The organism is Streptococcus sp. 1453, from assembly GCF_013276955.1.
Lineage (GTDB): Bacteria > Bacillota > Bacilli > Lactobacillales > Streptococcaceae > Streptococcus.
The window spans coordinates 105,029-125,179 of record NZ_VMLZ01000002.1 but is presented as its reverse complement, the minus strand read 5'-3'; the positions used below and the strand labels follow the sequence as shown (position 1 = coordinate 125,179).

Sequence of the window (20,151 nt, the reverse complement as noted above, 5' to 3'; positions counted from 1 at the left end):
AGCTTTTTCTTTTGTAACACTAATTTTAGGAGTTTAACTATGTCTGAAAAATCGCAATGGGGTTCTAAACTGGGCTTCATCCTAGCATCTGCTGGCTCAGCCATCGGACTTGGAGCCGTTTGGAAATTCCCTTACATGACTGCTGCTAACGGTGGAGGTGGCTTTTTACTAGTCTTTCTCATCTCCACTATTCTAATCGGTTTCCCCCTTTTGCTTGCAGAATTTGCCCTCGGCCGAAGCGCTGGTGTCTCAGCAATCAAAACCTTTGGAAAACTAGGCAATAATAGCAAGTACAACTTTATCGGTTGGATTGGTGCCTTTGCCCTCTTTATCCTTTTATCTTTCTACAGTGTTATTGGAGGATGGATTCTGGTTTATCTAGGCATCGAGTTTGGAAAATTGTTCCAGCTTAGCGGAACGGGTGACTATGCTCAGCTCTTTACCGATATTATTTCCAATCCAGCCATTGCCCTTGGAGCTCAAGCAGCCTTTATCTTATTGAATATCTTTATTGTATCACGTGGTGTTCAAAAAGGGATTGAAAGAGCTTCGAAAGTCATGATGCCCCTGCTCTTTATCATCTTTGTCGTTATCATCGGTCGTTCTCTCAGTTTGACAAATGCCATGGAAGGGGTTCTTTACTTCCTCAAACCAGACTTCTCTAAGCTGACAAGTGCTGGTCTCCTCTATGCTCTGGGACAATCTTTCTTTGCCCTCTCACTAGGGGTTACAGCCATGTTGACCTATGCTTCTTACTTGGACAATAAAACCAATCTTGTCCAGTCAGGGATTTCCATTGTAGCTATGAACATCTCGGTATCCATCATGGCGGGTCTAGCCATTTTCCCAGCCATGTCAGCCTTCAATATCCAGTCTGAAGGGGGGCCGAGCTTGCTCTTTATCGTCTTGCCTCAACTCTTTGACAAGATGCCTTTTGGAACCATTTTCTACATCCTCTTCCTCTTGCTCTTCCTCTTTGCGACGGTCACTTCTTCGGTCGTAATGCTGGAAATCAATGTGGGCAATATCACCAATCAGGACAATAGCAAGCGTGCTAAGTGGAGTGTTATTTTAGGAATTTTGACCTTTGTCTTTGGAATTCCTTCAGCCCTATCTTACGGTGTCATGGCAGATGTTCACATCTTTGGGAAGACCTTCTTTGACGCTATGGACTTCTTGGTTTCCAATCTCCTCATGCCATTTGGAGCTCTCTGCCTTTCACTTTTTACAGGCTATATCTTTAAAAAGGCTCTTGCAATGGAGGAACTCCATCTCGATGAAAGAGCATGGAAACAGGGACTGTTCCAAGTATGGCTCTTCCTTCTTCGCTTTGTCATTCCTATCATCATCATCGTGGTCTTTATCGCCCAATTTATGTAATCAAAAAGGACTTGAGTAGTGAACTCAGGCCCTTTCTTTTTTATGGATGGCTAACAATCAATTCAATACCTTGCCCTTCCAATGTCCAAGCTTCAACATCACTTGGTAGGATAAAGTGACTGCCTTTTTGGACTGGATAGTTGTTCCCATCGACAGTCAGTTGACCTTGACCAGCCAAGACACTCAACAAGCTGTAGTCAACTGTCTTTTCGAAGTCAACTTTTCCAGTAATTTCCCACTTGTAAACTGCAAAGAAATCATTGGATACAAGGAGAGTTGAGCATAAATCATCAGATTTGACAGTTACAGGACGGCTATTTGCTGGCTCGCCAATGTTCAAGACATCAATGGATTTTTCAAGGTGAAGTTCACGCAAGTTACCATTATCATCCTTACGGTCAAAGTCATAGACGCGATAGGTGGTGTCACTAGATTGTTGGGTTTCAAGAATCAAGATACCTGCACCGATGGCGTGCATGGTGCCACTTGGCACATAGAAGAAATCTCCAGCCTTAACAGGAACTTTTGTCAGCAAGTCATCCCAATTCTTGTCCTCGATTTGCTGGCGGAGCTCTTCTTTTGACTTAGCATTGTGGCCATAGATAATCTCTGAACCTTCATCCGCAGCGATGATGTACCAGCATTCTGTTTTTCCGAGTTCGCCTTCATGCTCTAATCCATAAGCATCATCTGGGTGAACTTGGACACTGAGCCAGTCGTTAGCATCCAGAATCTTAGTCAAAAGCGGAAATACAGGTTCTGGACGGTTGCCAAATAATTCACGGTGCTCCGCATACAAAGTAGCAAGATCTGTTCCCTCGTAGCGACCATTGGCAACTTTAGAGACACCATTTGGATGAGCTGAGATGGCCCAGTATTCCCCGATTTTTTCACTAGGGATGTCGTAGCCAAACTCATCACGTAGCTTGGTTCCCCCCCAGATTTTTTCTTGCATAACTGATTGTAAAAATAATGGTTCTGACATCTTGATCTCCTGTCTGATTTTTCTCTCCTCATTATAGCAAAAAAAGAGTTCGAATTGAACTCTTTTTAACATCTTATAAAGTAGGGAGAAGATTTTATAAAAATAGTAACGATATACTTTTTTCTTTGATAGAGACGAACATAAAAGATTCTCGTAAAGCTAGCTGTAACTGGACTTTTCCCCTCAACTCTCATTCAAAAATTACTTTAATGAAGCATCTATTTTCATAAAATAAAAAGACTGAAACCAGTCTTCTTTTTAAATCAAAGCTGTGATAGCCGTTACTAAACCAAAAACGATACCTGGTGCATTAGCAGCTGCAAGTGGAATATCTCTTTCCTTCTTGAAAAGACCATAGTAAACCCAGAGACTACAGTTGATAGCTGCGACTAGGGGTTGAATGAAGTTGCCTTTTTGACCGGCAAGATTATTCATGATTTGTGGAAAATATGACACATACATCATAACAGACATAAAGGTAGCTGCCCAACCCAACACTTTCATTTGTTTTTCAGACATTTTCAAAACCTCTTTTATTCTTTTATACTTTCTATTTTATAATTTAATACAAAAATAAGCAAGACTTTAAGAGTTTTATTATAAAAATGTAAACTATCACAGTCTTGTAATAAGAAACAGACCGGATTGCTCCGATCTGTTTGATCCATAAAATGTAAAAATGAATAGCTCTTGTCAATCAATGGATAGATTGATTGATAGTTTGATTGATTATCAGCAAGCCGTGGTTAATGATTGCAGCAATATCTTCAAGACCATGAAGAATAAAACTTCCTATAATCAATCCTAGAATAATTGAACAGATAATCATGGTCACACAGATTAGATAAATATCCTTTTTTTGCATCTCTTTCCTCCTACTATCTATTCATGGAGATATTTCAATCCCAACTTCCAATGAGATAAGAAAATCTACTTACTACAGCTGTTTAATCATATTCCTCCTTTCCACATCAGTCTTATTTTCTGCTATTATATTTTTATTATAAGATTTTAAGAAAGCGCTGTCAACCATTTATATGCAATTTCTTTATATTAAAAAGACCGGATTGCTCCGATCTTTCAATAGTTCATATTCTCACTTTCTGTTTTAAGAATAGTTAAGGTTATCTTCAAATAACTAAGCACCTTATTTCATACGATAAAAATCAATCACTAGACCAGCAGGACCTTTAACTAATAAGGACTCTGTTCCCCAATCGGTTACAGTTGGACCGTTTAAAACCTGGATACCAAGCTCGTTCAACCGTTTGTAGTTCTGGTCGACATTCTCAACCTCGATATGAATAATGATTCCTGACTGAAAATCTTCCAAAGGAATCAAATGTTTTTGGGACAACATCAGACAGTGACTGCCAATCGTAAACTGAGCAAAACTGCCATCAACATAATCTGCCTTTTTATCCAAAAGTCTCTCCAAGTCAGCACAGACTTGAGGAACATCTGAAACGATAATATCTAATTGATTTAAATCCATTTACTATCCTCCATAAAAAGACCGGATTGCTCCGATCTTTTCAAGTTCTGCTCTATGAAAATCAAAGAATAAAATCTACAAGTTTTATATTTGATTTTCGACGAGAGAAATTATTTAATTGCGCGTGATTGCAATCCTTCTTCTTCCAAGAAGAGACGGAATGGTACGAGTTCTTCTGCTTCGTATTTTTCCTTGAAGGCTTTGATAGCTTCTTCTGAGTGTTGTTTTGGATCCAACTCAAGTACTTCTACTGGAAGTGGACGGTGTGGAGTGATGCGAGCATCGATCACAACAGTTTTACCTTCTTTGTTGAGTTTAACAGCTTCTGCAACAACTGCATCGATGTCTTCGATACGGTCAACTGTAAATCCTACAGCACCTTGCGCTTCAGCGATTTTCGCATAGTCAGCATTAGGGAAGTCACAACCAAACAAGTGTTTGTTTGTGTCTTCGTATTTGTCCTTGATGAAGGCATATTTACCATTTGAGAAGACAACGTTGATAACTGGAAGGTCGTATTGAACGTTTGTGATAACGTCTGGGTAGCACATGTTGAATGCACCGTCACCCATGATGTTCCATACTTGGCGATCTGGATTGTCTTTCTTAGCAGCGATACCACCAGGAAGGGCAATACCCATTGTCGCAAAGAGTGGAGATGTACGCCACATGTTCTTAGGTGTCATATGAAGGTGACGAGTAGATGTTTGAGTAGTGTCACCTACGTCGATTGAGTAGATAGCGTCTTGATCAGCATGTTTGTTGATTGCATTGTAAACTTGATACAATTGCAATTCACCCTCAGTTTTACCTTCGAGTTTGTTCATGTAATCACGCCAGTTTTGGTTGTTCTTAACGTTTGCACGCCACCATGGAGTAGATTCAACTGGGTTCACTTTGTCAAGGATAGCTTTAGCTGCTTGACCTGCGTCACCAAGGATTGAAGCATCAAGGGCATGACGTTTACCAAGTTTGTAAGGGTCAATATCGACTTGGATGAATTTTTCAGTGTTCTTGAATGCTTCGTAAACTTCAGCAAATGGGAAGTTTGAACCAAGGAAAAGAACTGTGTCTGCTTCAAAGACCACTTCGTTGGCTGGCTTCCAACCAACACGGTAAGCAGAACCTGTCAAACCTTCATAGTTCCATTCAAAGGCTTCAAAGTTTTTACCAGTTGTGATGATTGGTGCTTTGATTTTACGTGACAATTCAGTAATCACTTCACCAGCTTTAACACCACCGTAACCAGCATAGATAACTGGACGTTCAGCATTGTTCAAGATTTCAACAGCTTTGTCGATTTCAACTTCGTTCAAAGCAGGAGCGATAAATGAACGCTCGTATGAACCTGATCCATAGTATGAGTTTTCGTCGATTTCTTGGAAACCAAAGTTTACTGGGATTTCAACAACAGCTGGACCTTTTTTAGAAACTGCAGCACGGCAAGCTTCGTCGATTACTTTTGGCAATTGCTCAGCGTAAGCTACACGTTTGTTGTATACAGCGATGCCGTTGTACATTGGGTTTTGGTTCAATTCTTGGAAAGCATCCATGTTCAATTCGTTAACTGGACGTGATCCAAGGATCGCTAGGAATGGAGTGTTATCCATAGCTGCATCGTAAACACCGTTAATCAAGTGAGTCGCACCTGGACCACCTGAACCAACTGCAACCCCGATTGAGCCGCCGAATTTAGCTTGCATAACCGCTGCAAGAGCACCTGTTTCTTCGTGGCGAACTTGCAAGAAACGGATATCTTTCTCTTCAGCTAAAGCGTCCATCAATGAGCTGAGTGTTCCTGATGGGATACCGTAGATTGTGTCTACGCCCCATGTTTTCAATACGTTAAGCATTGCTGCAGATGCAGTAATTTTCCCTTGAGTCATAGTGATAACTCTCCTTCAATTTTTTTAGACTTGGAGAATACGATTACATAGAATTGGAAACGTTCTCCAAACTTTTACTATTCCACTGTATCATATTTATGCTGACTTTTCTAAAAATCTGCTCAAAACTCTCTATTCTCTATTCTAATACAGTTTTGAAAGTGCTGTCATTCCTGTTTTATAACAAAGAAATCTAGTCATTACTTTTAGTCTATTTTAGTAAAGTTTAAGAGAAGAGAACTGGTCAGAACAGATACAGAACTAAAGGCCATGGCTAGACCTGCCAGTTCTGGATTGAGAGCCAGTCCAACACCAGAAAAGACTCCTGCTGCAATCGGAATTCCGACAACATTGTAGATAAAAGCCCAGAAAAGATTGAGCAGAATTCTATGGAAAGTTTTCTTACTCATATCAAAGGCACGCACCACTCCTAGGAGATTATTGGTTGTCAACACCAAATCTGCTGACTCGATGGCAATATCTGTTCCAGCTCCCATGGCAATTCCCACATCTGCTACACTGAGAGCAGGAGCGTCATTGATACCGTCCCCAACAAAGGCTACTTTGCCAGCCGCTTGTAGTTTATGGATTTCATGGGCTTTTTCTTCTGGTAAGACACCTGCAATGACCTCTTCGATTCCAATCTGATCTGCAATAGCACGCGCCACACCGACATTATCTCCTGTCAGCATGACTGTTTTAAGACCACGTTTTTTCAACTGACTGATGGCAAGCTTGGCATTTTCCTTGGGAATATCTTGCAAAGCAAGCAAGCCTTTGATTTCATTGTCAACAGCTAAGAACACAACTGTCTTAGCTTCTTTTTCTAGTTCTTCTAGTTTATCTTGATAAGTGCTAGAAATGTTCATGCCATCCAGCATTTTAGCATTTCCAAGTAAAACTTGTTTTCCATTGATTTTCCCTGAAACACCTTTTCCGTGCGAGGCTTGGAAATTTTCAACAGTGTGAAGCTCAAGTCCAGCTTCACTCGCTCGTTTCACAACGGCTTCAGCCAGTGGGTGTTGAGAAGCTTCTTCCAAGGAGGCTGCCAATCCAAGTACTTCTACTTCGTCGCCGATGATATCTGTGACCACAGGTTTCCCTTCCGTCAAAGTCCCGGTCTTATCAAAGACGATAGTTTGGACTTTCTGGATTTCCTGTAGAACCATTCCATTTTTGAGGAGAACTCCCATCTTGGCACTGCGTCCTGTCCCTACCATAAGGGCTGTCGGTGTTGCGAGCCCCAAAGCACAAGGACAGGCGATAATCAAAACCGCCACCGCATAGAGAAGAGAAGAGACAAAACTCGCTCCAAGCACGACTACACTATCCCTGAGCAAGACGAACCAAATCCAAAAGGTCACAATCCCTAAAATGACAACTGCTGGGACAAAAATGCCTGAAATTTTATCCGTCAAGTCCTGAATCGGCGCACGACTGGTCTGAGCTTTCTTCACAAAATCGACAATCTGAGCCAAAACTGTCTCTGAACCAACTTTTTCTGCCCTAAAAACAAGCGTTCCACTATTATTGATGGTTGAACCAATGACGGTATCTCCAACTTTCTTGTCCACAGGCAGACTCTCACCTGTCACCATAGACTCATCAATACTAGAGATACCTTCTACTACGACACCATCAACCGCAATCTTTTCACCGGGACGCACTCGAATCAGGTCACCTACCTTGACTTGTTCCAAAGGAACTTGAACATAACGTTCATCACGCAAGACTTCTGCAGTTTTAGCCTGCAAGTCCAGTAATTTCTCCACAGCTTGGGAAGTATTTTTCCGCATTTTCTCCTCAAAAACGGCTCCCATAAGAACGAAGAAGAAGATAAATGCAGCACTTTCAAAGTAAACGGGGAGGCCAGCGAAGAGGGCAACTAAGCTATAGAAATAGGCCACTAGGGTTCCCAGAGCAACCAAGGTATCCATGTTGGCATTGTGCTTTTTAAAACTAGCCCAAGCACTTTGGATATAAGGACCACCTGCTACTAGCATAATCGGTGTTGTGGCTAAAAAGGTGCCCCAACGCATGACTTGGTGACTAATTCCTCCTGTCGACATCCCAATCATGAGGATCACAAGAGGCACAGTAAAGATACTGGTAATCCAAAAACGCTGGAGTAGTGATAGAGATTTTCGAGTCTTCTCAACAACTGTATAACTTCCCTTTTGCATCTTCATACCACAAGAAAATTCATGTTGACCTAATTCTTGAGGTGTAAAACGAATTGTTTTCTCCTCATCTACGCCGATTGGTTCCAAGATGCCTTCTTCTTCAAACAGAATTTCCTTATAACAGTTTGAAGGTGTCACACGGTGAAAGGTGATCTCAGCAGGAACTCCTTTTTGCAGTTGAATGTGGGCTGGATGGTAGCCTTTGTCTGCCGTGATACGGATTTTTTGAACACCATTTTCAAGACTTGCTTTCACAATTTCAGTCATATCATTCTCCTATTCTACAATCATCTTACCGTGCATCATGTTCATACCACAAGCAAATCCAAATTCTCCAGCCTGCTCAGGCGTGATTTCCACTACATACTCTTCCCCCATAGGCAGGTCCGCATGTACACCAAAATCTGGAAAAACAATTTGGTCCAGACAGGGTGAAGGATCCTTGCGGTCAAAGACAATGCGGGCTGGCACTGATTTCTTGAGGATAATCAACTCAGGCGTATAGCCCCCCATGACCTCCACTCGAATCTCTTGGTAGCCGTTTTTTTGCTGGGCCTTTTGTCCAGATTTTTCAGGCTTTTTGAAAAACCAGAACAAGATAAAGGCGATAAGGGCAATACAAACAATGGTTACAATACTATTTAACATGACGTCTCCTTTACATACAATTACATTTTACTTCTGTCACAGCGTTTGATTTCTTCTCAGAAATCACAGCTTCCAAGTCTTCCAAGTCGGCCTGAGTAAAATCACATTCAGCAATCAAATCAGCCAACAAGTTCTTAATCCTACGAGAACAAACCTTGTCCTTGATATCTTGGACAAGTAAATCCCGACTTTGGTCCAAGGCTAAAAGGGCTGAATAAACAAAGGACTTGCCTTCTTTTTTCCTTGTCAGACACTCTTTCTCAACCAAACGAGCCAAGAGAGTTTGAATGGTTGACTTTGACCAATCGAACCGCTCCGCCAGAACCCTGATCAAATCCGTACTGGTCTGCTCTCCTTGCATCCAAATAATCTTCATGACCTGCCATTCTGCATCTGAAATCTGCATCATCACACCTCCAAAATCTACATTTGTCGATTACAGTTATTAGTATACTTCGAAAATCTACATTTGTCAATTATAAAAATCAAATTTTTCTTCGAAAAATAGAATTTTAATCATTTGAAAAACGATTTGCAGTCAAATATTACTATATAAACAATAAAAATATGCTATACTAAAGAAAAAAAGAAAACAACCACTAGGGGTGCGTAAAGCTGAGATTAACGACTGTTAGATCCCTCTGACTCAATCTAGGTAATGCTAGCTGATGGAAGTGGAAATGTTAATGGGGACTAGCAGTCTTCTATTACCTTTCTAAAACAGACCAGCTTGTTCTTGAGAATACAAACTTCAGTTGGTTGGGAGGTTTTAGATGACTTATTTACCCGTTGCTTTGACCATTGCAGGGACTGACCCTAGTGGCGGTGCTGGCATTATGGCTGATTTAAAGTCATTCCAAGCGAGAGATGTCTATGGAATGGCCGTTGTGACTAGCCTTGTTGCTCAAAATACCAGAGGTGTTCAGCTAATCGAGCACGTTTCTCCTCAAATGTTGAAAGCCCAATTGGACAGTGTCTTTTCTGATATTCCACCTCAGGCTGTAAAAACTGGGATGTTGGCAACTACTGACATCATGGAAATCATCCAGCCCTATCTTAAAAAACTGGATTGTCCCTATGTTCTTGATCCTGTTATGGTTGCTACAAGTGGAGATGCCTTGGTCGACTCAGGTGCTAGAGACTATCTCAAAACAAACTTACTACCTCTAGCAACGATTATTACGCCAAATCTTCCTGAGGCAGAAGAGATTGTTGGTTTTTCAATCCATGACCCCGAAGACATGCAGCGTGCTGGTCGCCTGATTTTAAAAGAATTTGGTCCTCAGTCTGTTGTTATCAAAGGCGGCCATCTCGAAGGTGGTGCTAAAGATTTCCTCTTTACCAAGGATGACCAATTTGTCTGGGAAAGTCCACGAATTCAAACCTGTCACACCCATGGTACTGGATGTACCTTTGCTGCAGTGATTACTGCTGAACTTGCCAAGGGCAAGACTCTCTACCAGGCAGTTGATAAGGCCAAGGCCTTTATCACGAAAGCCATCCAAGACGCTCCTCAACTTGGCCATGGTTCTGGCCCAGTCAACCATACAACTTTTAAAGATTAAGAAAAAACTCTCTAGTTCCCACTTTAAGGGAATTAGAGAGTTTTTATAGTCTTCGAAAATCTCTTCAAACTACGTCGTCAGTCTTATCTAAAACCTCAAGGCTGTGCTTTGAGCAACCTGCGACTAGCTTCCTAGTTTGCTCTTTGATTTTCATTGAGTATTAATTAGAAAATAATATCATCCAACTTTGTTAAAAAGGCTTGCGTTTTTGCCTCAATATCTTCTGCCTGCATCAAATCACGTACAACAGCTACACCAGCGATGCCAGTGCCCATAAGCTGGTCAATGTTCTCTGAAGTCAGGCCTCCAATAGCAACTACTGGAATGTCAACCGTTTGGCAAATTGTTTTCAAGGTCGATATCAGAGTGATGGGCGCATTTTCCTTGGTGGTGGTTGGGAAAATGGCTCCTGTACCCAAGTAATCTGCACCTGATGTTTCTGCTTCCAGAGCTCTTTTTATTGTTTTAGCAGTTACACCGAGGATTTTTTCAGGTCCCAAGACTTGTCGGGCAACCGAAACTGGTAATTCATCGTCTCCGATATGCAGACCTGCTGCATCAACCGCCAGACAGATATCCAACCGATCATCGATTATCAAGGGTACCTGATAGGCATCTGTTATTTCCTTGACTTGTTTTGCCAGTTGATAATATTGATTGGTTGTGAGATTTTTTTCTCGTAATTGGACTATGGTAACACCTGAACGGCAGGCAGTCTCAACTTTTGCAAGAAATCTTTCCACGGAATCTTGATAGCGATTGGTTACCAGATATAGTCTAAGTGCTTCTCTATTCATAAACATCTCCTTTGATGGCATCTAACCAATTTTCATCTCTTTTGAGGAGCGAAAGCTGATTGAGTACTTGGTAGCGAAAATCTTCCAATCCCATTCCTTGAACAACTATTCTCTCAGCAGCGATATTGAGATAAGAGACCGCTAGGCAAGAAGCTTCAAAACCAGCCTTTCCTTGGCTGAGAAAAACAGCTGTTAAAGCTCCAACCAAGTCTCCTGTCCCTGTTATCCAGTCTAATTCTACACAGCCATTTCCCAATATTGCAACCTGATTCTCCGAAACGATGAGATCCTTGGGGCCAGTAACTAAGAATGACATACCAGGATAAAGCTGACACCAGTCTTTCAAGACTTGAAGTAAATCCTCCGTTTCTTGATCTTTAGCACTCGCATCGACCCCAACGCCGTGGTGCTTTAAGCCAACAAGACTTCGAATTTCTGACATGTTTCCTTTAAGGACCGTAGGTCTATAGTCTAAAAGGTCTTTAACTAAGCTCTTACGAATGGATGAAGTCGTTACGCCAACCGCATCTACTACCATCGGGAGAGAAGATTGGTTTGCATAAGAAGCTGCCATACGGATTGCTTTTTCCTTCTCAGCTGACAAATGCCCCAAATTGATGAAGAGAGCCTGACTTTGCTTAGTAAAATCAAGAACCTCACGGGGATCATCTGCCATAACTGGTTTACACCCTAGAGCCAAAATCCCATTTGCTAGCATCTCACAAGAAATCTCATTGGTAATACAGTGAATGAGGGAACTAGAGTCTATAGGAAAAGGATTTGTCAATGCCTGCATCAGTCTATCCTTTCAGCAAAGAAATATCCTTGCACTTTTTTAAAGAATTCCTGCTTGATTAAAAATCGAAAGGCAATAAAGGAAATCGCTGTACCGATTAAGGTTGCTCCGAAAAATCGAGGAGTATAGATAAACCAGCTAAGCTTAGCAGCTGATCCTGTAAAGAGTACCATAACAGGATAGGAAACAATAGAACCAATGATACCTGTTCCCAAAATTTCTCCCAAGGCAGAAAAATAAAATTTTCGACCATACTTATAAAAGAGACCTGCAAGGAGGGCTCCAAAAGTCGCTCCTGTGAGAGCTAAAGGAGGAATCCCTTGAGTCGTCATACGGATAAAGGCTGTCACTGTAGCCATAGCCAAGGCATAAACAGGTCCCATCATGATTCCCGCTAGAATATTGACTACACTGGACATCGGTGCCATTCCCTCAATCCGAAAGATAGGCGTAAGGACTACATCAAGGGCAATCATCATAGATAAAATGGTTAATTTGTGAACTTGTAATTGGTGCTTTCTCATGCTTCTATTCTTCTCCTTTTTCTAAAGACTGTAAATCGCTCTTCCATGTCTGGTGTTGGTAGGCCATTTGCCAAAACTTGGCTTCCATATGAACACTGATGTGGAAGGCATCTAGCATTTTTTTCTTGTCTGTCTCGTCACTTTCTCGATAGAGCTGATTGACCAGCGCTCCCTCCTCTCTGATCTGCTGCTCCAACTCATCCGTAATATAAGTTTCAATCCATTGTTGGTAGAGAGGATTTGGTGATGGTTTAAGATTAAGTGATTTGCCTATATCATGATATAACCAAGGACAAGGCAGCAAGCTCGCAAAGGCAATGCCTAAGTTTGGCTCTGCAAATTGACGATAAATATGAGAGATATAATGATAGCAGGTTGGAGCGATTGGATGTTGCTCCATTTCCTGATCGCTGATTTCCAATTCCTTGAAAAATTGTTGGCGGATAAATAACTCACCTTCCAGTAGACTCTGAGCATTTTGTTTCAAGAGTCTTTTCATCTCTTGGTTTGAAGTCTTATTAGCCAAAAGGTGATAGATTTCTGAGAAGGCCTTCAGATAGTAGGCATCCTGAATCAGGTAATAGCGGAAAATGGCAGGTTCTAAATCCCCCTCTTGTAATTGTAAAATAAAGGGATGATGAAAGGAAGCCTGCCAAGCTTCCTTGGATAATTCCATCGCAATATCTGTAAATTCCATAATAACTCCTTTATAAAAATAGACTGATTTGAAGTAATAAAAAGAAAAGCAGGTAGATGAATATTGCCCTTTGAGGAATATAAAAAGTCCGATAGCTATTCTCCACCTGTGCATGTTCGTCATATCCATGCGCCGATAGGGCTCTCAGGTAAAGATGGCGCCACCTAAAGACTGTCATCAGAACCTTACTGTAAATCAAGGGCGACCAAAAATGTAGTTCTTGACCGCGTAATAGGCAAGCTTCTTTGAGGGATTTTATTTCTTTCTGGATAAGGGGAAAGGAATTGAATACCACAATCAAGGCATAGGCCCATGACCGTGATAATCCCTTTTGAGCCAAGTACAAGAGAAGCTCTTTTAGGGAAATAGAGGAAACAAAGACAAGACCAATACAAACCGTCACAAAGGCCCTCGTTCCAAGCATGACTGCCTGCGAAGCATCTCCATGTAACTGAACTGCCCAGTAGTTGGCAAAGGATGGCAAAATGGCAAGCAGAATCATCCAAGCCAATACTTTAAATCGACGGTAATAGAGCATAAAGAGAATACAAAATGCGACTACCGAAAGATTCAGAGCAATCGAAGGAATGAAAGATGTTTCCAAGGATAAAATCAGCAAGAAGAGACTGATAATCGGTGTCTGGGTTGCTACTTTGACCATACTATCTCACCTCCCCTTGGATATTGCTACTCTGAGATGTGAGTGGTTTGGTAATTGTCACTGTTTTCACATGACTGAGCCCCTGACTAGTCATCGCAATCCAATAATCAACCACAGAGATCAAGGGATCTAAACGATGGCTAATGATCAGAAAACTTCTTCCTTGATTTCTCTCCTCCACAATCCACTGACAAAAATAAGAGCAGGCTCTATCATCCAAACCAGCAAAAGGTTCATCTAGTAAAATCACAGAAGCCTTGCTGGTCAAGATGGTCAAGAGCTGAAGAATCTTTTGCTGACCACCACTTAATTGATAAGGACTCTTATCGAGTGCCTGCTTCAGATCAAAATATCGTAAAGCTTTAAAAATTCGCTGATTTCTTTCAGAATCAGGTCCAGCTAATTGAAGCTCTTCTCGCAAACTAACTCGGATAAACTGTTTCTCAGCTTCCTGAACAACACCCGTCAGGTCATGATACAAGCTCTTTTTCTTTTTCAGGACTGTCCCCCTCCAAGTAATTCGTCCTTTATACTTTTGAAATTGAAGAATAGACCGAAAGAGGGTTGATTTCCCGACACCATTATCACCCAAAATACAGCAAATTCCTTGGTAAAATGTAAAATCAGCAATCGAAAAGAGGGGACGCTTATCCAGCTCACAAGTCGTTCCATCCATATGGAATAGTTCTGGGCTAGAAGCAACTTCCTTTGAAGCAACCTGTGTCATCTCAGAGGAAGGGATTTGAAACACTTCCCTTAGTTGTCCGTCTCTTAGCTCCACCATATGGTCGATATAGGCTTCATAATCAGATAAATCATGGTCGCACAAAATAACTGTCTTCCCATTAGAGACCAACTCTTTTAGAATCTCCAATATCTCTATCCTACTCTTGCGATCAATGGAAGCAAAGGGCTCATCCAAAAGATAGACCCTAGGATTCATAGCAAAGAGAACAGCCAAAGCAGCCTTTTGCTTTTCCCCACCTGATAAGTGATGAATTGGACGGTGCAAGATGTCCTTGCAACGACATTGCTGGACAACCTCTGCTATTTTAGAGTCAATTTCCTGAACGGGATGCCCAATATTTTCCAAGGTAAAAACCAGCTCCTCAAACAAATTCTCCATGGTAAACTGATGATTGGGATTTTGAAAGAGAATACCAACCGTTTGGACACGTTCGATGATAGAAAGCTGACTGACTTCGCTCCCATCTATCAGTACTTGACCGCTATAGGGAAGAGAACTAACTTGGGCAATAACTTGAAAGAGGCTGGATTTTCCTGAACCACTGCTCCCAACTAACAAGGTAAAGGCTTGCGCATGAAAAGTAAAATCAAGCGGTTCCGAAAAAATTGAGGACTGAATCTCCCGTAATTCCAGACCCATCTATGCCTTTCCTCCAGTTGCAAACTGATGATAGAGTTTGACAATGGCACGAACCAAAATGGTACAGAAGAAATAAACAGAAATAAAACGTACTACAAGTAAGGAAAGAACAAAAGGAAGTGAAAAGGCGTAGTAACCTAACTTAATGTACTCATAGACAAAGCTAACAAGCGTAATCCCAATACTATTGGCAGTTAGAGAGAGCCAACTTTCATAGCGATTCTTGGTTACGATAAAACCAAGTTCACTTCCCAAACCTTGAACCAAGCCAGACAAAAGGGCACCTAGACCGAATTGGCTACCATAAAGGACTTCAGCAAGCGCAGCTAGCACTTCACCAATTGTTGCACTTCCAACTCTTGGAACAAAGATGGCAGCAATGGGCGCAGCCATACACCAGAGACCAAAGAGGATTTCATTGGCAAAGGCCTGCAAGCCAAGAGGGGCTAAAATCAGAGTGAGGATATCAAACAGATAGCCTGAACCCACAAAAACGCCACCAAAAAAGATAGACAAGAAAGCAAGCAAAATAACATCTTTTAATTGCCATTTTTTCAACATAAAAAACTCCTTTTTTTAAAGAAAAGTGGGGTGCTCAAGGTGAGCTGCCAAAAGGCTTATACTCTTCGAAAATCAAATTCAAACCACGTCAACGTCGCCTTGCCGTACTCAAGTACAGCCTGCGGCCAGTTTCCTAGTTTGCTCTTTGATTTTCATTGAGTATTAACGTCCAGACTATCCTCTTTTAATAAACAAAAAAACTCCAATTACAAACGAGAATTAGAGTTTAGCTTACAAGATTAGACCGTTCTTTTCGACATACGAAAAAACATTTCACATTTCCCTTCGCCAGTATTAACTGTATCAGGTTCAATGGGTATCATCTCAGCCTAAAGCACCCCAAATGTCTTTATTATTTAATTATGTGATTATTATAACACACATTTTATACTAGTTCAAGAAATTGAACTGGAAATACAGCCTTGCACTCACAAAGACAGCAGATCTTTCTTTTGCAAAAAACAAATGACCTGTTTGATGAATTAGCCATTCAAGCTGAATCTGGACATATCTTTTTAGAAAAGGAAAACTTCCACTTACTTAGAATCCAAGGATAGATACCTATTGTTCACTCATTTCTCGAACAGTTTTTTCTATATTTTTTGCATACGATATTGCTGAAATGATTGAAACACCGTCAACATTGGTCTTCATAATGTCTTTAATATGTTGCGTCTGTATCCCACCAATTGCAACTAAGGGCATTTGTGGCAATAGTTTTCTCATCAATTTAAGACCTTCATAACCTATAGCGCCACCAGCATCATCTTTTGACTGGGTATCAAATACAGGACCAACACCAACATAATCTACATATTCAACTTTTGACTGTTGAAATTCTTTCTCGTTTTTTATAGAAAGACCAATTATTTTATCTGGCATCAATTTTCTAATTTCATCAACTCCAAGGTCATCTTGTCCTACATGTACGCCATCAGCGTCAATTTCCATCGCCAAATCAATATCATCATTAACAATAAACGGAACATTGTATTTTTTACAAAGTTTTTTAAGTTTTATTGCTAATTCCAGTTTTTCTTTACCTTCTAAAGCACCTTTACCTTTTTCTCGAAATTGAAATAAAGTTATACCACCTTTTAAAGAATCTTCAACAACTGTATATAAATCCTTACCTAAGCAAGTAGTCGTTCCACAAATAAAATATAATTTTAATAGTTCTTTATTAAACATCTTATTTCACCTTTTTAAATGTTTCTATATCTTTATCAGTAACTTCATATAATGCATTAATAAATTCAACTTTAAACGTTCCTGGTAGATGTCCATTAGGACGCTTTTCTGCCATTTCCCCGGCAATATTATATGCTAACATTGCTGTTTCTAAAGATTTCAATTCTTGTCCTTTTTCTAGTCCTATAAAGCTCGCTAATACAGCTCCTAATAAACATCCTGTTCCAATAACTTTCGGCATCATTGCACTTCCGTTATGGATAGTCACTACCTCACCATTAACAGCAATAGCATCAACCTCCCCAGTTACTACTATTGGAATATTAAACTTAGCATTTGCTGCTAAAGCAATTTCATCAATATTATCTACTCCTGCACTGTCTACTCCCTTAGAGGCTACATTTATGCCGACTAAAGATGCAATCTCTCCTGCATTTCCTCTAATAGCTGCCAGTTTGTAATTATTTATTAAATCATCTGATACTTTTTTTCTATAAGCTCCCGCTCCACAGGCTACAGGATCTAATACTGCAGGTACATTATATTTTTCAGCTATTTTTAATGCCTCTTGGTACAGCTTCCAATTATCATCCGTTAAAGTCCCAATGTTAATCAATAATCCTCCAGCATACTTTAACAAATCCTCTAAATCTGCTGGAAACTCACTCATGGCTGGTGATGCACCCAGTGCTACTAATCCATTTGCTGTGAAATTTTTTACTACATCATTGGTGATACAAATGACTAATGGTGCTTTTTCTTTTAATAATTTTAAACTTGTCATATTGAATTCCTTCCTTTTCACTTTATACGATCTATAGATTTCGATTTATCTCTATCTTTCATTAAGAAATTTTTCAGTTACATTGAATGATTTATACTCAATGAAAATCAAAGAGCAAACTAGGAAGCTAGCCACAGGTTGCTCAAAACACTGTTTTGAGGTTGTGGATAGAACTGACGAAGTCAGTAACCATACCTACGGCAAGGTGAAGCTGACGTGGTTTGAAGAGATTTTCGAAGAGTATTAACTCATCAAATTTGTCAGTATCCTGAACTTTCTCTAGGCATCATAACCAATATCAAAAAAGGCTAATTCTAAAGCGACCGCTTGATTCCAGCGTTGCTGAAGTTCTGTCAAATCTTCTCGACCTTTTCCGACACGATTGAGTTCGTCAACCAGAAATTGAACCCACTCTGCAAAGAAAGGACCTCTGTGGAGATTGATCCATTCCGAATGAATATAGGCTTCAGGTAGAGCCAAATCTTTAGAACCCCAGTCTAAATAGAGACCCTCTGCAATGACCAGCATGACCAAAAGATGGGCATAGTCTGATGAAGCCACTGCCGAATACATAAGATCCTGAAAGGCTTTTGTTACAGGGTGCAAGGTCACTTCCAGATAATCATTCTCAGATACTTTTAAGTCTTTGAAAGCCTTTTGGAAATAACCATCTTCATCTGCTTCAAGAAAGCCTAGTTGCTTGGCAAAACGAAGTTTGGATTCAAGCTGGTCTGCGTGAGCTACGCAGGCACCCAGCATGGATAAGAAGGCATCAAAGAAGTGATAATCTTGAATTAGGTAGTCTTTTAAGACCTTATTCTTAATTGTCCCTGCAAAAAGTTCCTTGACAAAACGATGATTGACAGCAGCCTGCCAATCCTTCTGACTACTTTTTAATAATTCTCCAACAGTCAAACCTGGCTGAAATGCATAAACCTGTGTTTCCATATTTATTTTTCCTCTCTTTACTCCTTAGTAATCAATAAAATACCAAGAGATACCAAGCAAAATCCTAGTTTCACTTGATCCTTTTAAAGAACACCGAGGGCATTTGCAGAGAGCTACCTAAACAAGCCTATCCAGTTTTATATAAACAAAAAAACTCCAATTACAATCAAGAATTAGAGTTGACTTACAAGATTAGATCGTTCATTTCGCCATACGAAAAAACGTTTCACATTTCCCTTCGCCAGTCTTAACTGTATCAGGTTCAATGGGTATCATCTCAGCTTAAAGCACCCCAAATGTCTCTATTATTTAATTACTGCACCAGTATAGCAAAAAATGAAAGCCCTAGCAAGATATTTGACCGAAAAATATCTTTATATAGTTTTTGATAGCGATTTATTCTTCCAATACACGAAGAAAAACCTCCACATTCAGTGGAGGCAATCTCTTTTATCAATACAATTTTAAGTCACGAGGGTCAACTGGGAAGGTTGGGTTGTATGGGTTGTGACGAAGTTTGAAGTGTTTGACATCTTCAATGGTCTGAGTTCCAGACAATTGCATGACTGTCTTCAATTCCGCATTCAAGTGTTCAAAGACTTGACGCACACCGACACTACCACCAAGAGCCAAGCCATAGATAACCGGGCGACCAATAGCTACTAAGTCTGCTCCTGAAGCCAAGGCTTTAAAGACATGTTGACCACGACGAACACCAGAGTCAAAGACGATTGGCACACGTTTATCAACTGCTTCTGCCACTTCTTGAAGTGAGTCAAAGGCAGCTGGTCCACCGTCGATTTGACGACCACCGTGGTTGGTTACCCAGATACCAGAAGCTCCTGCAGCAAGCGAACGTTCAACGTCCTCACGGCATTGTGGTCCCTTGACATACACAGGAAGACCAGAGTATTCAGCGATAAATTCTACATCGCGTGGAGACAAGCGCTGTTTAGCTGATTTGTAAACAAAGTCCATTGATTTTCCAGCACCCTCTGGCAGGTATTCTTCAACAATCGGCATGCCAACTGGGAAGACAAAACCATTACGCTTATCCACTTCACGATTGCCCCCTACAGTAGCATCTGCTGTCAAGACAATCGCCTTATAACCTTCAGCCTTCACACGGTCCATGATGTGGCGGTTAATGCCATCATCTTTACTAAAGTAAAATTGGAACCAATGAGGTGTCCCTTGGAGGGCTTCAGAAATCTCTGGAAGGTCAACAGTAGAGTAAGAACTGGTTGTATAAAGAGAACCGAACTCATGCACACCACGCGCAGTCGCCACTTCACCCTGTTCGTTTGCCAATTTATGAGCTGCAACAGGTGCCATAATGATTGGTGAAGATAATTTTTCGCCTGCAAATTCAATCTCTGTACTTGGATTTTCTACATTGCAAAGTGTATGAGGAACGATGAGCTTGTGGTTAAAGGCGCGGATATTCTCTCTTAAAGTGAAAGTATCCTCTGCTCCACTGGCGATATAGCCAAATGCTGCTTTAGGGATCACTTGTTGCGCCATTGGCTCCAAATCATAGGTATTGATGAAATCTACATGACCTTCTGCATTGCTTGTTTTGTATGACATAAACTGTCCTCCTTGATTAAGTAAGCGTTTGCTTTTTACTATACAACTATAATAACTCTTTTTTCAATCATTT

The 20,151-nt window shown here is 40.7% G+C and carries 22 protein-coding genes and 3 riboswitches; of the genes, 3 read left to right on the top strand and 19 right to left on the bottom strand.

What is annotated here, in order from left to right:
• Nucleotides 1–39 precede the first annotated feature (39 nt).
• The gene (locus HW098_RS01460) at nt 40–1,380 is read left to right on the top strand and encodes a sodium-dependent transporter (protein WP_176139121.1); all 1,341 of its coding nucleotides are present in this window, start codon (nt 40–42) and stop codon (nt 1,378–1,380) included.
• Nucleotides 1,381–1,420: 40 nt separating this feature from the next.
• On the opposite strand, the gene manA is transcribed toward HW098_RS01460, so the two are convergent.
• The 8 genes from manA to HW098_RS01420 form a co-directional block, all read right to left on the bottom strand.
• The gene (manA, locus tag HW098_RS01455; RefSeq protein ID WP_176139056.1) at nt 1,421–2,365 is read right to left on the bottom strand and encodes a mannose-6-phosphate isomerase, class I; all 945 of its coding nucleotides are present in this window, start codon (nt 2,363–2,365) and stop codon (nt 1,421–1,423) included.
• 258 nt (nt 2,366–2,623) lie between these two features.
• On the bottom strand, nt 2,624–2,884 hold the full coding sequence (locus HW098_RS01450; protein ID WP_004261618.1) for a SemiSWEET family transporter: 261 nt from the start codon (nt 2,882–2,884) through the stop codon (nt 2,624–2,626).
• A 178-nt stretch (nt 2,885–3,062) separates the two neighbouring features.
• A complete protein-coding gene (locus HW098_RS01445; protein WP_173275623.1) occupies nt 3,063–3,230 on the bottom strand; it encodes a hypothetical protein in 168 nt (55 codons plus the stop codon).
• Nucleotides 3,231–3,512: 282 nt separating this feature from the next.
• Nucleotides 3,513–3,860: a VOC family protein gene (locus HW098_RS01440; RefSeq protein WP_176139055.1), complete on the bottom strand. Its 348-nt coding sequence runs from the start codon at nt 3,858–3,860 to the stop codon at nt 3,513–3,515.
• A gap of 110 nt (nt 3,861–3,970) precedes the next feature.
• Nucleotides 3,971–5,746 carry a pyruvate oxidase gene (gene spxB / locus HW098_RS01435; RefSeq protein ID WP_050253167.1) on the bottom strand — a complete coding sequence of 592 codons (1,776 nt, stop codon included), beginning with the start codon at nt 5,744–5,746 and terminating at the stop codon, nt 3,971–3,973.
• A gap of 206 nt (nt 5,747–5,952) precedes the next feature.
• Nucleotides 5,953–8,196 (bottom strand): heavy metal translocating P-type ATPase, encoded by a 2,244-nt coding sequence (locus HW098_RS01430; RefSeq protein WP_176139054.1) that lies wholly within the window; start codon nt 8,194–8,196, stop codon nt 5,953–5,955.
• 9 nt (nt 8,197–8,205) lie between these two features.
• Entirely contained in the window at nt 8,206–8,577 is a 372-nt protein-coding gene (locus tag HW098_RS01425) for a cupredoxin domain-containing protein (RefSeq protein ID WP_176139053.1), read from the bottom strand.
• A 10-nt stretch (nt 8,578–8,587) separates the two neighbouring features.
• A complete protein-coding gene (locus HW098_RS01420; RefSeq protein ID WP_176139120.1) occupies nt 8,588–8,983 on the bottom strand; it encodes a CopY/TcrY family copper transport repressor in 396 nt (131 codons plus the stop codon).
• 185 nt (nt 8,984–9,168) lie between these two features.
• Nucleotides 9,169–9,267, top strand: a riboswitch (TPP riboswitch).
• Between the two features lie 83 nt (nt 9,268–9,350).
• Here HW098_RS01420 and thiD point away from each other — a divergent pair.
• Nucleotides 9,351–10,142, top strand: coding sequence for a bifunctional hydroxymethylpyrimidine kinase/phosphomethylpyrimidine kinase (gene thiD / locus HW098_RS01415; RefSeq protein WP_176139052.1), 792 nt, complete (start codon nt 9,351–9,353; stop codon nt 10,140–10,142).
• 164 nt (nt 10,143–10,306) lie between these two features.
• On the opposite strand, the gene thiE (HW098_RS01410) is transcribed toward thiD, so the two are convergent.
• From thiE (HW098_RS01410) to thiM, 9 genes are all read right to left on the bottom strand, one after another.
• Entirely contained in the window at nt 10,307–10,939 is a 633-nt protein-coding gene (gene thiE / locus HW098_RS01410; RefSeq protein ID WP_176139051.1) for a thiamine phosphate synthase, read from the bottom strand.
• Entirely contained in the window at nt 10,932–11,735 is an 804-nt protein-coding gene (locus HW098_RS01405; RefSeq protein ID WP_176139050.1) for a hydroxyethylthiazole kinase, read from the bottom strand. Before HW098_RS01405 ends, thiE (HW098_RS01410) begins: the two co-directional genes overlap by 8 nt.
• On the bottom strand, nt 11,735–12,259 hold the full coding sequence (gene thiW / locus HW098_RS01400) for an energy coupling factor transporter S component ThiW (RefSeq protein ID WP_050236841.1): 525 nt from the start codon (nt 12,257–12,259) through the stop codon (nt 11,735–11,737). Before thiW ends, HW098_RS01405 begins: the two co-directional genes overlap by 1 nt.
• A 4-nt stretch (nt 12,260–12,263) precedes the next feature.
• Nucleotides 12,264–12,956 carry a thiaminase II gene (tenA, locus tag HW098_RS01395; protein ID WP_176139049.1) on the bottom strand — a complete coding sequence of 231 codons (693 nt, stop codon included), beginning with the start codon at nt 12,954–12,956 and terminating at the stop codon, nt 12,264–12,266.
• A 10-nt stretch (nt 12,957–12,966) separates the two neighbouring features.
• Entirely contained in the window at nt 12,967–13,617 is a 651-nt protein-coding gene (locus tag HW098_RS01390) for an energy-coupling factor transporter transmembrane component T (protein WP_176139048.1), read from the bottom strand.
• A 1-nt stretch (nt 13,618) separates the two neighbouring features.
• Nucleotides 13,619–15,004 carry an ABC transporter ATP-binding protein gene (locus tag HW098_RS01385; RefSeq protein WP_176139047.1) on the bottom strand — a complete coding sequence of 462 codons (1,386 nt, stop codon included), beginning with the start codon at nt 15,002–15,004 and terminating at the stop codon, nt 13,619–13,621.
• Complete coding sequence (locus HW098_RS01380) at nt 15,005–15,565, bottom strand: ECF transporter S component (RefSeq protein ID WP_050259772.1); 561 nt, start codon at nt 15,563–15,565, stop codon at nt 15,005–15,007.
• Nucleotides 15,566–15,828: 263 nt separating this feature from the next.
• A riboswitch (TPP riboswitch) is annotated at nt 15,829–15,917 on the bottom strand.
• 209 nt (nt 15,918–16,126) lie between these two features.
• A complete protein-coding gene (gene thiE / locus HW098_RS01375) occupies nt 16,127–16,756 on the bottom strand; it encodes a thiamine phosphate synthase (RefSeq protein WP_176139046.1) in 630 nt (209 codons plus the stop codon).
• Between the two features lies 1 nt (nt 16,757).
• Nucleotides 16,758–17,540, bottom strand: a complete 783-nt coding sequence (gene thiM, locus HW098_RS01370) for a hydroxyethylthiazole kinase (protein ID WP_166731203.1) — start codon at nt 17,538–17,540, stop codon at nt 16,758–16,760.
• 100 nt (nt 17,541–17,640) lie between these two features.
• Between thiM and HW098_RS10390 the strand changes: the two genes are divergently transcribed.
• Nucleotides 17,641–17,787, top strand: coding sequence for a hypothetical protein (locus HW098_RS10390; RefSeq protein ID WP_240149439.1), 147 nt, complete (start codon nt 17,641–17,643; stop codon nt 17,785–17,787).
• A gap of 32 nt (nt 17,788–17,819) precedes the next feature.
• Here the strand turns inward: HW098_RS10390 and HW098_RS01360 are convergent, their stop codons facing one another.
• Nucleotides 17,820–18,488, bottom strand: a complete 669-nt coding sequence (locus HW098_RS01360; RefSeq protein ID WP_176139045.1) for a TenA family protein — start codon at nt 18,486–18,488, stop codon at nt 17,820–17,822.
• 216 nt (nt 18,489–18,704) lie between these two features.
• Nucleotides 18,705–18,793, bottom strand: a riboswitch (TPP riboswitch).
• Between the two features lie 148 nt (nt 18,794–18,941).
• Nucleotides 18,942–20,078, bottom strand: coding sequence for an L-lactate oxidase (lctO, locus tag HW098_RS01355; protein WP_049531486.1), 1,137 nt, complete (start codon nt 20,076–20,078; stop codon nt 18,942–18,944).
• Nucleotides 20,079–20,151: the final 73 nt, after the last annotated feature.